Here is a 12,112-nt window from a genome sequence, read left to right as displayed (position 1 = left end):
TCAGCTGGATAAACCGGCTGATCTTTTTCGTGAATTTTATTTGTTTAATTCATTTAACTTTTCTAATGAAGGATAATTTGAAAACGGTTACATTCAGAAAATTATAATATAAAGTGGAATTATTACAAAAAGAAGGGGAGTGGTAACATGAAAAAAATATTCGTCTTTATCTCTATCATGTTTATTTTTGTTCTGGCAGCTTGCGGAAGTTCCGGTAGTGAAGAGAGTTCAGGGGGCGGTGAAGGAGAAGGAAGCGAGGACTGGAAACCTGAGAAGAACGTTGAAATTGTAGCACCGGCCGGAGCTGGCGGCGGTTGGGACACTACAGCACGAAGTGTAGGGAAAATCCTTGAAGAAGAAGACATTATGGACAAAAGTGTGGGCGTCGTGAACAAAGAAGGTGGAGGTGGTGCCGTAGGGTGGTCTTACATAAACAGCACGAACAACCCTCACAATATTTTCGTTTCCTCACCGCCTCTCGTATTTATCCCGTTGAATGGCCAGTCGGAGCTCAGCTATGAAGATTTCACTCCTCTGGCTAACATGATCGCTGACTACGGTGCGTTCGCAGTGGACGCAGATGCCAAGTGGAATGACCTGAACGAATTGTTCGAGGATATGAAGAAAGACCCTTCAAGCGTAACGGTCGTGGGGACGTCTTCTCCCGGATCCATGGACCACATGCAATTTGTTTCTATAGCGAAAAAAGCAGGCGTGGACATCAAAAAAATTAAATACGTATCTGCTCAGGACGCAGGTGGTATGACTCAGATCATGAATGGCAGCGCTGATGTCTACTCTACGGGTGTGGCAGAGACGGTGGAACAGGTGAAAGCAGGAGAAGTGAAAGTTCTCGGTATCACGGCAGAAGAGCGTCTCGACGGAGAAGTGCTTTCTGAATTCCCTACCGCTAAAGAACAGGGAATTGACGCAACATTCGTTAACTGGAGAGGATTCTTCGGCCCGGGAGATATGACGGATGCTCAAGTTTCTTTTTACGAAGAAAAATTGAAAAAAGTAAGCGAGTCTGATGCATTCGCTGACATTCGTGACAACTACGGGTGGAACGAAATGTACATGAACAGTGAAGAGTACAAAGAATTTCTCCAGAAACAGACGGAAGAGCTGGGAACACTTCTGGACGAACTGGACATGGGACAATAACTATTGAAGAAAGGGCCTTTTTAACAAAAGGTCCTTTCCTTAGATGAATCCATCAAGGAGGTGTGGGTATGTTAAAGACAATGAATCAGAAAGTCAGTATTTTTCTGATTTTGCTTGCGGTCGGGTATCTGTACGCAGCGTACAATTTGAAGAAATACCCGTACGTTCCTGTAGACGCCGATGCTGTGCCTAAAGTACTCGGGTACTTGCTTATCGGGCTCGCCATCATTCTGTTTTTCGATAAATCCTCGGAAACCGAAGAAGATAAAGAGAAGCGTGACGTACCGAAAAAAGAAATTCCGATTATGCTTGGAGTAGGGGGCTTCATTTTCCTTTACATATTTCTTCTTGAAATTCTCGGGTTCGTCGTTACTTCGGCTCTGTTCATTTTCGGATGTTCCCTGTTTCTCGGTTACAGTAGGCACGTTATGAATGCAGTGGTGTCAATCATGGTTCCGGGAGTACTCTATGTAACGTTCACTTACCTGCTGAACATCATTTTGCCGCAGGGTATATTACCATTCTAGGAAGGAGGAAACACGTATGGGCGCAATGGAAGGAATAGCACAGGGATTCCAGGTTGCTTTCAGTTTGCAGGGCATCCTGTTTGTACTGATCGGTGTCATCGCCGGAACACTTATAGGAATGATGCCCGGGCTGGGACCGATCAGCGCAATAGCTATCATGATCCCTGTCACTTACGGGATGGAAGCATCGGTTGCTCTGATCATGATGGCAGGAGTATATTACGGAGCGGTTTTTGGAGGATCGACGTCTTCCATTCTTCTGAACGCTCCCGGCATCTCCGGAACGGTAGCATCGTCCTTTGACGGGTACCCTATGGCACAGAGGGGGGAAGCGGGTAAAGCTTTAGCGATTGCCGCGATTTCATCCTTCGTCGGCGGTACGGTATCGGTCGTACTATTGATGCTGTTTGCCCCGATGCTTTCACAGGTGGCAGTCTCTTTCGGTCCTGCTCAGTACTTCGCTCTGATGTTCCTCGGACTGACTGCTATTTCAAGTCTGTCCGACGGTTCGACGACGAAAGCGCTGATCACTGCAACGATAGGGTTCATGACTGCTACTATCGGCCTTGATGGTCAGACGGGAACGAGCCGTTTTACATTCAACAACCCAAACCTTATGGAAGGGATCGATTTTCTCGTAATCGCCCTTGGATTATTTGCTATTGCGGAAGTCTGTTTTCTGATCATTAAAAGAAAAGACACTTCCCTGAGTGATCAGGGGGACATCGGAAGCCTTCGTCTTTCTAAAGAAGATTTCAAAGAAATGAGAGGACCCATGACACGTCAGTCGTTCCTCGGTTTCCTTCTCGGCGTTTTGCCGGGAGCTGGTGCAACCATCGCTTCTTTCATCGGCTATATTTCCGAGAAACGGATCGCTAAAAATCCTGAAAAATTCGGGAAAGGTTCCATCAAGGGGCTGGCCGCTCCTGAAACGGCGAACAACGCTGCGACCAGCGGTGCATTTGTACCACTCCTGAGTCTTGGGATCCCGGGATCCGGTACAACGGCCGTCATGCTCGGTGCTCTGCTGGTACTCGGTATTCAGCCGGGGCCGCTGCTCGTGCAGGAAAGCCCGGACGTTTTCTGGGGTATTATCGCAAGTATGTATATAGGGAATATTTTCCTGCTGATATTAAACTTGCCATTAATACCTTACATTGCTAAAATACTGAAAATATCCAGACCGCTGCTCATTTCGCTTGTCATCATCTTCAGTTTAATAGGAGTGTACTCCATCAGTTTTAACACGTTCGATCTTTACGTCCTGCTCTTTTTCGGGGTGGTCGGTTACTTTATGAGAATTCTGAACTTCCCGGCCGCTCCGTTCATTCTGGCGTTTATACTCGGAGGGATGATGGAACAGTCGATGCGACAGGCCTTAACTGCTTCCGGGGGAGATGTTATGGCACTTATATCCGACCCAGTATCGATAAGCCTTTATGTAGTGAGTGCCTTATCATTCATCGTTCCTTTGATTCGTACGAGAAAAAACAGACCAGCTGCATAAAAAGGTCCGCCTCATTTTTGAAGGCGGCCTTTTTCGTTTCTTTCGTGCCCTTTAGAAGCCCTTCATCCGCCCGAAGGTAAGGAAACCGTCCGAATCGTGCCCTTCGCACCTCTTGAAAGCCTCCGAAGGTAACGATTACTGAATAATCGTGCCCTTAACGCCCGTTAAAAGTCCCCGAAGGTAACGATTACTGAATAATCGTGCCCTTCGCACCTCCTAAAAGCATCTGAACGTCACGATTTCCTGGCCGCCTTCTTTTCTCCGGTATACCTTTGTACATACTCTCATAGTACGGTAGAATAGATGAAGATAAATAACGGTGTGCATCTTTATTTCCCCGGAAATACTACAATCCTCTGCTGCCGGATTTGAGGGAAGGGAGCACGGAAATATCCTTTTTATTATAGAAACGTATAACTTCCTTACTATTTTCAAAAAAGAAACGAGATTGCCCCCCTTTATCGAAGCGAATTAATGTTATAATGTTGCAGTGCGACTTTTAAGACTGATGAAAGAGGTGGTCGCAAGAAAGAGGCGCGGAGATTGCAAATCCATCAGCGTACATACAGCGATTTCCGCTGTTACATAAAAAAGTTATCATCATCACAGACATAAAATATCTTTATATCCGAAAAGGTTATCTTAGGGAGCCGTGATAGATATGAAGAGATACCTAGGAGGATTCATCAAATGCAAGCGATCAGCGATAATAACAAATTGAAAAAAGGGCTGGAGGTATATTTCCTGCTGTACATTCTGCTGCAGCCTTTCCTGGATCTCACAGCTTTCGTGAATTTACCTATTTCTGAACCTGTACGTGTCCTTTCCATGGTGGCGGGTGTTTTTTACGTCGTTTTCCTGACGGCGCCGTCCAGAGGAAAGAAAATAGCTCTCCTGTACATTGGAGCAGCCGCCGCATTTTTTGCTTTGAATCTTATTAATAACTATATTTTCAAAGATCCGTTCTCGATAGTAGCGGAGATTACTTATTTAACAAAAACAGCATACGTTGTAATGATGATCGTCATTTATTACTTTGTAATTGAAGCTCTTTACTCAAGAATCAAGTGGAAAGCTCTGATCAGACAGCTCGTATTCTGGGCCATCTCTGTCGTGAGTATCGTCATGGTCGTGGCGTCCATAACGGACACCGGAAAAAGGAGTTATGGTTATCTCGCAAAAGAAGGGCACTCCGGATGGTTCTTCTCCGGTAATGAGATCAGTATTATTATCGGCATGGGCTTCGGTTTCATGCTGCTCGCCTACATGGTCCGTGACGGGGAGAAAGAGTCCCTCTGGAAGCTTCCGCTGGTGGGTCTGACTATTTATGCGGCTCTGACCGTCGGCACAAAAGTCGCCCTCGGTTCCATACTCGCACTTCTCGCCGTAGGTATTCTGGCAGCGCTGATTCAGTGGTGGAAGAAGAAGGGATGGCACAATGTTGTCGTATTGCCCGTCCTTCTTCTGCTGACGGTTATAGCTATTCCTTATACGGCTATCGGGAATAACCTGGATCTGACGATAAGTCAGATTGAAGAAGAGCAGGAAGCGCAGCAGGACAACGACCCGGCAAACAGCCCGGGCGGAGGTTCAGCGGAAGAGGGGGGAGAGACTGCGGACAACAGTACCGGAGAAACTTCCCAATCAGTGGAACAATTACTGAGCAGTCGCGGTGACTTCTTTGACGCGCAGCTGGTGGACTATAAAGAAGCGGGCATCACCCAGAAGCTTCTCGGCATGGGATACGGCGGGAACTACGAAGGAGACCCGAAACTTGTGGAGATGGACTTCTTTGACTGGTTCTTCAACTTCGGAATTATAGGCTTTATTCTATTGAGTGCTCCCATCTGGTTCCTTCTCGGAAGGACCGTCGTATTAATTGTCAAAGCGAAAGGGAAAGTGTTCACGCCGTACTTCCTGCTTACAGGAACGGCTGTCGGTCTCGGACTCGGAGCTGCCTTCACCGCCGGGCACGTATTGTCTTCTCCGGCTTCCGGTTTCTACCTGGCCCTTGCAGTCGTCTATTTAAACTTCGAAACGTATCAGCTATATAGACAGAATAGCCGTGAAAGCTATCATTTCAGATAAAAAAAGGAGCAGCTTCTTTATGAAGAGAATCTTAGTGATTTCCAACATGTATCCGGGAAAACGAAGCAGAACATTCGGTATCTTCGTCAAGAATCACGTGGAAATACTTCGCAGTCGCGGGTTTGAAATAGACGTACTCGGCATCCGTGACCCGCGGATGGGGAAAAAATTTGTCATACAGAAGTATATGAAGTGGCTCGGCAAGTTTGCGTGGCTGCTTCTTAAGAACAGGAAAAAATACGATGTCATCCATGCCCACTACGTATTCCCGAGCGGTCTTCTCGCCCGTATTTTCAAAAAAATATCCGGAGCAGGGATGATCGTCACCTCCCACGGCGGGGACATCGACCGGATGGCAAGAAAAAACAATCTGATTGCCGGAGAAACGAAACGGATTCTCAGGGATGCGGATGCGGTCATCGCTGCCGGGGAGGGACTGCGTCAGGATATAATCAGCGATTTCGGCGGGGATCCGGAGAAAATATCCGTCCTCAGCATGGGAGTGGACCGTAACAAATTCTACCCGCGGGATAAAAGTGTGAGCAAAAAAATGCTCGGGCTTGAGGAAAACAGTTTTCATATCCTGTACGTAGGCAATATAATTAAAGCGAAGGGCATCGAAGAGCTGGTAAATGGTTTTCGGGAAGTGGAAAAGCAGAACAGGAACGTTCACCTTCACCTCGTCGGCGAAGTGAAGGAACCGGATTTTTACAACGAAGTGAAAGCGGCTATTCCGGAATCGTCCAGAAGCAGCATTCATTTCCACCCTTCCGTCAATCAGAATAAACTGGCCGAGTGGATGTCGGCCGCCGATCTGTTCGTCCTGCCGTCCCACTTGGAAGGACTCGGCCTCGTCGCTATCGAAGCGATGGCCTGCCACACCCCGGTACTGGGTACCCGCGTCGGTGGACTGCAGTATGTGCTGGCAGACGGGAGAGGCGAACTTGTGGAACCGCAGAACGAGCGTGCACTGGCTGAAAGCATGAACAAGCTTATCAACGACCCGGAATTAAGAAAAACGTACGCAGAGCAGGGAGAAACGATGGCACAGAAACATGATTTAGAAGTAGTGGTACGTCAGCTGGGACAGATGTACGAAAAGATGGGGGAGAAATGAATGGCTAAAGATAAAAAGTTACTGCTAATATCTTCAATCGGGGGACATCTCACACAGCTCCTTCAGCTCGAGCCGTTATTTTCCCAGTATGACTACCACATCGTGACCGAAAAATCGGCGATTACGAAGCAAATGAAGAAGAAGCACCCGGTCTCCTTCCTCGTTTACGGGGGCAGGAACTATCCGGTGCGGTACATTTTCAAGTTTTCCTTCAACATCATAAAGTCTTTTTTCCTTTTCCTGAGGGAAAGGCCGGACGTGGTCATTACGACCGGAGCTCACACGGCGGTGCCGATGTGCTACATAGCGAAGCTTTTCCGGAAGAAAGTGATTTACATTGAAAGTTTCGCCAAGACTACGTCACCAAACTTGTCCGGCAGACTCGTCTATCCGATTGCCGACCTTTTCGTCGTGCAGTGGGAATCGATGAAGAAAGTCTACCCGAAAGCAGTGAACGGGGGGTCGATCTATTGATTTTCGTAATTCTCGGTACGCATGAGCTCCCCTTTCCGCGACTCCTGAAAGAAGTGGAAAGGCTGAAGATCGACGGGGTCATTGACGAGGAGATCATCGTACAGAACGGTCATACGTCCTACAGCAGCGAATATATGACTTTTTCTCCTTTCGTCAGCTATGAGGAGATGGACAAGCTCTTCGATCAGGCGGACCCGATCATTACTCATGCAGGAACCGGATCGGTGACGACCGCCCTCAAAAAGGGAAAGAAGGTTATCGCGGTAGCCCGTTTGGCGGAATTCGGGGAGCATAACGACGACCATCAGCTTGAGCTGGTCAACGTCTTCGAGGAGCAGGGGCACATTCTCAGCTGGGCTCCGGGGAAAGACCTCGCGGAAGTGATCGCCCAGTCCGGGGACTTTGAACCGGAGGCTTTCGTCTCAGGAAAAGCCGGCATGATCAATCTCTTGAAAACATATATAGAAAAATTATGATAGAATTGAAGGAAATGGATAGAAAGGTGGAGGTCAAATGAAAGTGAAAAAAGCTATTATCCCGGCAGCGGGACTCGGTACACGTTTTTTACCTGCAACAAAAGCCCAGCCGAAAGAAATGCTTCCGATCGTAGATAAACCGACAATCCAGTATATCGTCGAAGAAGCAGTGGAGTCGGGCATCGAGGACATCATTATCGTCTCCGGCCGCGGCAAGCGGGCAATCGAGGACCACTTCGACAAATCATACGAGCTTGAAGAAAAGCTTGAGGAGAAAGAGAAATATGAACTGCTCAAGGAAGTGGAGGATATCTCCAACCTTGCGAACATCCACTACATAAGACAGAAAGAACAGAAAGGGCTCGGTCACGCCATCGCCACCGCCAGCCGGTTTATCGGCAACGAACCGTTCGCTGTTCTTCTAGGGGACGATATCGTGCAGGCAAACGGTACCCCGTGCCTGCGTCAGCTGATGGATGTGTACGAGAAGGAAGAAGCATCCGTCGTCGGCGTCCAGGACGTGCCGGAGAGCCAGGTCTCAAGCTACGGAATCATCAAGACGAAGAATAACGAAGAACTGTCGGACGGCTACGTCGAAGTCGAGGACCTCGTGGAGAAACCTGCCCTTGAAGATGCTCCGTCGAACCTTGCGATTATGGGCCGGTATATCCTTACTCCGGAAGTGTTCGATATTCTTGAAACACTTCCACCGGGAGCAGGCAATGAAATCCAGCTTACGGACGCCATCAAAAAGCTGACGAATACACAGAAGGTTCTTGCCTATAATTTCGTGGGCGAAAGATTCGATATCGGAAACAAACTCGGGTTCATCGATGCCCAGATAGATTTCGCACTGAACCGAAGCGATCTGAAAGAGGATATACTGCAGCTTCTTGAGGATAAACTGGAAAAATATAAGTGAGGAAACAGGTGAGACAATGAAAATTTCAGTAATTGGTACAGGATATGTAGGACTTGTCACAGGGGTATGTCTTTCAGAAGTCGGCCATGAAATTACCTGCCTGGATATCGACTCCAGGAAAGTGGAGCGGCTGAACCGTTCAGAGTCGCCTATTTATGAGCCGGGTCTTGAGGATATGATGAAAAAGAATATCGATGCAGGCCGTCTTGATTTCACAGACAGTTACGAGACCGCTATGCAGGGCCGGGACGTCGTCATTATCGCCGTCGGCACACCGCAGGCCGATGACGGTTCCGCAGAGCTCGTTTACCTGAATAACGCCTGCCGCAGCATCGCCGAAACGATGACGAACGATATGATCGTCGTTACGAAAAGTACGGTGCCGGTCGGTACGAACGAACACGTAAAGAGCGAAATCGAGAAACATCATAACGGTTCTTACAGCGTCGACGTCATTTCCAATCCGGAATTTCTCCGTGAAGGCTCCGCCATTTATGACACGTTCAACGGGGACCGTATCGTCGTCGGGGGCGAGAGTGAGCAGGCCGTTGAAAAAGTGAAGAGCATATTCGAACCGTTCGGCGTTCCGATCATCATGACTGACCTGCGCAGTGCCGAAATGATCAAGTACGCGTCGAACGCCTTCCTTGCGACAAAGATCAGCTTCATCAACCAGCTCAGTAATCTGTGTGAACGGATCGGCGCAAACGTCGAAAGCGTCGCGAAGGGTATGGGCATGGACAAGCGTATCGGCGACAAATTCCTGAACGCGGGAGTCGGCTACGGCGGCTCCTGCTTCCCGAAAGATACGAGCGCTCTCAGTGCCATCGCCAAAAGCGTGGATTATGATCTTACTATCGTGGATAGCGTTATCGCTACGAACGAAGGACAGCAGCGTATCATTGTGGACAAGATCAAGAAAGTATTCCCGGATCTTGAGAATAAAAGAATCGCCGTTTTAGGCCTTGCCTTCAAACCGAACACGGATGACATGAGAGACGCGCCGTCGATCAAAGTCGTGCGGGAACTCGTTGATGCAGGAGCCGAGGTCTATGCCTATGACCCGATTGCGAGCGAGAACGCGAGAACATATCTGCCGGGAGCTACCAACTACATGGATTCGGTCGAAGAAGCCATCGATGGTAAAGATTTCGCCGTCATTATGACGGACTGGAAAGAAATCAAGGAGTATTCTCCGGAGGACTATGCGAAATCTCTCACTAACCCTGTCGTATTCGACGGCCGCAACTGCTACGGACTTAAAGAAATTGAAAACACGGGACTTGAATACCACTCGATAGGACGTCCTACTATTTACAATAAGTAATTTTAAGCCACGGAGGCGATTTTTACGCTTTCCGTGGCTTTTTTGTACCTGAATCGTTACGTTGAGAAGGAGAATCTGAGGCTGAAGGTCACGTTTAGGCAGTAATCGTGACCTTCAGTAAGAAAAAAGGTTTCCGAAAGTCACGATTCCCCCGTAATCGTGACCTTCAACGCAACGATACGCCCCCGAAGGGCACGCAAACTACAGAACCCCGATGTCTCACCGTTTAACGAGCAGTTTTAGCTCCCGCAAAGAAACTACTCTCAACGCTAGTAAGCTGCCTGCATATACTGTAATACCCGCTGCAAGGGCGACGAGTAAAAAAAGAAAAGCTTCTCCTCTCGCCCAGACCCCGGGCGAGAAAACCAGAAAGGGAACGGCCATCGCAGCTACGGCCAGTACAGTACTGCCAAGCAGCCGCAGAAATCGGTCCGGTACCAGACGCAGCTGAACGGATTTTTTAACAAGCAGCGCATTTCCTGCATAAATAAGCGCAAAGACAAGAATATTGATGACAGCGGCACCCGCGAGTCCGAACACGGGAACAAGGAGCAGGTTAAGAACAAGTTTCAAAACGGCAGCTGTTGAAATGACCACAGCTGCCTGTTTCCCTTTCCCGAGTCCCTGCAGTATGCCTGTCGTAATAATGGAAAAGGAAATGAACACAGAGCTTGCTCCGAGAATGGCCATGACTAAGGTGCCGGCTGCATCGGTGAACAGGGCGACGTTCAGCGGCAGGGCCAGTACGACAAAACCGGCGGCTGCCGGCCAGGAAATCAGATGGTTCCACTTGTCTGCGTTACGGATATCCTGTTTCACTCCGGTCATATCACCGGTCACGAGCCGGTGCGAGATGGCTGGAAGAAGGGGATAGATGACAGCTGTCGCAAAAACGGTCGAAATCTGAATAAGCGATAAGCCCCGGCCGTACAGCCCGAAGAGGTAGTTCGAGTCGGCCCGGAGGCCGGCCGGAATCGTGACGGCGTCCACGAACTGAAGCAGTGGCACCGTGAGGGTACCGAAAGCGATCGGGAGCGAAATTTTAAGTATGTATTTACTCCACACCCGGAAATCTTCAAGAGTATAGGTTCCGGTGAATTTCCTTCTCGCAGACGGTACTTTTGAGTAACGGAAAACGAGATAGAGGAAAGAAGCGGCGACCCCCACTGTCGAACTCGTCATGACGAACCCGGCCGTCGTGGATGCTTCCATTCCCATGCGGACGGAGATGTAGGCTGCCCCTATAATCACCGCAACTCTCACCGTCTGTTCCATCACCTGGGAGAGAGCTGTAGGTTTCATATCACCGTTACCTTGAAAATATCCCCTGTACACCGCCATGGAAGGAGCGAAAAGCAGGGCGAAAGACACGGCCCGGATCGCAGGAAGTGTGGAAGGGCCGCCGAGAGTTGTGGCGAGCGGAGAAGCTAATACGTTAACGATAAGAAAAGCGCTGACTCCGAGGAGCGCGCCTAACCATTTAGCTGTTCTATGTATTTTCAGGATTTCCGGGAGACTGTCCCGTTCTGCAATCAGTTTCGACAGCGCTAGCGGTATACCGGCTACGGACAGAGTGAGTGCTACCATATATACCGGATAGACGAGTGAAAAGATACCGAGTACCGAATCTCCTGCGATATTCTGGAGCGGAATTCTGAAAAAGCTTCCGAGAATCTTTGAAAGAAGAATCGATGCGGATAACAGAACCGCACCTTTCATAAGCCCGTTCGTCTTCATTTTCGCATCCGCACCTTTTCTTTGAGTACGCTGAGCGCAAACTGGGGAAGAGAAATCATCCGTCTCCACCTTGCAGGCTGCTGCAGGAGGCGGTACAACCATTCCAGGTTGCAGTTCTGCCAGGAGATGGGGGCTCTTTTCGTAACCCCGGCAAGTACATCGAAGCTGCCCCCCACACAGAGGAACACGCCTTTGTCGAACCGGTGATAGTTTTCGGCAACCCATTCTTCCTGACGCGGTACCCCGAGCCCGACGAATACGAGATCAGGCTCCAATGCCCGGATCCTCTCCACGATCAAAGTCGTCTCTTCTTCATCGTGGATGTTGAAATACCCGTCGTGGTAACCGGCGATGTGCAGGTTCGGGTAGTATTTCTCAAGATTACGTACAGTCTGAGTGATCACTTCGGGCTTAGCTCCGAGCAGGAAAATCTTATAGGAGTATTCCTGGGAAACTCTGATGAAATCAATCATCAGGTCGTATCCTGCGACTCTCTCCGGAAGAGGGTTGTTCAGGATTCGGGAGGCTTTAACGATACCGATGCCATCCGCGGTAATATACGAAGCGGACAGGATAGCACTCATATAGGAATTATTTTTCTTTGCGGTCATAACGATTTCTGGATTAGCGGTTACGACAAATGATTTTTCCGAGTTTTCGATATGAGAAATGAGATTATTTTTAAGTGTATAATGATCGATACTGGTTACAGGTATCCCGAGGATATCCACGTTCTTCGTTTCCATATGAATCTCCTTTAGTGATTTTACAGA

At 48.7% G+C, this 12,112-nt stretch carries 11 protein-coding genes; 9 read left to right on the top strand and 2 right to left on the bottom strand.

Annotated features, from left to right (window positions below):
* Nucleotides 1-147: 147 nt before the first annotated feature.
* The 9 genes from BLU03_RS06385 (at nt 148) to BLU03_RS06345 (ending at nt 9,602) form a co-directional block, all read left to right on the top strand.
* A complete protein-coding gene (locus tag BLU03_RS06385) occupies nt 148-1,164 on the top strand; it encodes a tripartite tricarboxylate transporter substrate binding protein (RefSeq protein ID WP_093106498.1) in 1,017 nt (338 codons plus the stop codon).
* A 68-nt stretch (nt 1,165-1,232) separates the two neighbouring features.
* On the top strand, nt 1,233-1,691 hold the full coding sequence (locus BLU03_RS06380; protein ID WP_093106495.1) for a tripartite tricarboxylate transporter TctB family protein: 459 nt from the start codon (nt 1,233-1,235) through the stop codon (nt 1,689-1,691).
* Nucleotides 1,692-1,707: 16 nt separating this feature from the next.
* Entirely contained in the window at nt 1,708-3,198 is a 1,491-nt protein-coding gene (locus tag BLU03_RS06375) for a tripartite tricarboxylate transporter permease (RefSeq protein WP_093106493.1), read from the top strand.
* A 690-nt stretch (nt 3,199-3,888) separates the two neighbouring features.
* Nucleotides 3,889-5,286, top strand: coding sequence for an O-antigen ligase family protein (locus BLU03_RS06370; protein ID WP_093106490.1), 1,398 nt, complete (start codon nt 3,889-3,891; stop codon nt 5,284-5,286).
* Between the two features lie 19 nt (nt 5,287-5,305).
* Nucleotides 5,306-6,403, top strand: coding sequence for a glycosyltransferase (locus tag BLU03_RS06365; RefSeq protein ID WP_093106488.1), 1,098 nt, complete (start codon nt 5,306-5,308; stop codon nt 6,401-6,403).
* Nucleotides 6,404-6,877: a PssD/Cps14F family polysaccharide biosynthesis glycosyltransferase gene (gene pssD, locus BLU03_RS06360; RefSeq protein WP_093106485.1), complete on the top strand. Its 474-nt coding sequence runs from the start codon at nt 6,404-6,406 to the stop codon at nt 6,875-6,877.
* Entirely contained in the window at nt 6,874-7,353 is a 480-nt protein-coding gene (gene pssE / locus BLU03_RS06355; RefSeq protein WP_093106483.1) for a PssE/Cps14G family polysaccharide biosynthesis glycosyltransferase, read from the top strand. The genes pssD and pssE overlap by 4 nt, the downstream gene beginning before the upstream one ends.
* 37 nt (nt 7,354-7,390) lie before the next feature.
* Nucleotides 7,391-8,275: a UTP--glucose-1-phosphate uridylyltransferase GalU gene (gene galU / locus BLU03_RS06350; protein ID WP_093106480.1), complete on the top strand. Its 885-nt coding sequence runs from the start codon at nt 7,391-7,393 to the stop codon at nt 8,273-8,275.
* A 16-nt stretch (nt 8,276-8,291) separates the two neighbouring features.
* Nucleotides 8,292-9,602, top strand: coding sequence for a UDP-glucose dehydrogenase family protein (locus BLU03_RS06345; protein WP_093106477.1), 1,311 nt, complete (start codon nt 8,292-8,294; stop codon nt 9,600-9,602).
* A gap of 219 nt (nt 9,603-9,821) precedes the next feature.
* Here the strand turns inward: BLU03_RS06345 and BLU03_RS06340 are convergent, their stop codons facing one another.
* Both BLU03_RS06340 and BLU03_RS06335 read right to left on the bottom strand, forming a co-directional pair.
* Nucleotides 9,822-11,339, bottom strand: a complete 1,518-nt coding sequence (locus BLU03_RS06340; protein WP_176765428.1) for a putative polysaccharide biosynthesis protein — start codon at nt 11,337-11,339, stop codon at nt 9,822-9,824.
* Nucleotides 11,336-12,085 carry a WecB/TagA/CpsF family glycosyltransferase gene (locus tag BLU03_RS06335; protein ID WP_093106472.1) on the bottom strand — a complete coding sequence of 250 codons (750 nt, stop codon included), beginning with the start codon at nt 12,083-12,085 and terminating at the stop codon, nt 11,336-11,338. The genes BLU03_RS06340 and BLU03_RS06335 overlap by 4 nt, the downstream gene beginning before the upstream one ends.
* Nucleotides 12,086-12,112: the final 27 nt, after the last annotated feature.

The sequence above is a fragment of the Salimicrobium album genome (assembly GCF_900107115.1).
Classification (GTDB): domain Bacteria; phylum Bacillota; class Bacilli; order Bacillales; family Halobacillaceae; genus Salimicrobium; species Salimicrobium album.
Note: the sequence above shows the minus strand (reverse complement) of the source record. Positions and strands in the feature narration are given on the sequence as shown.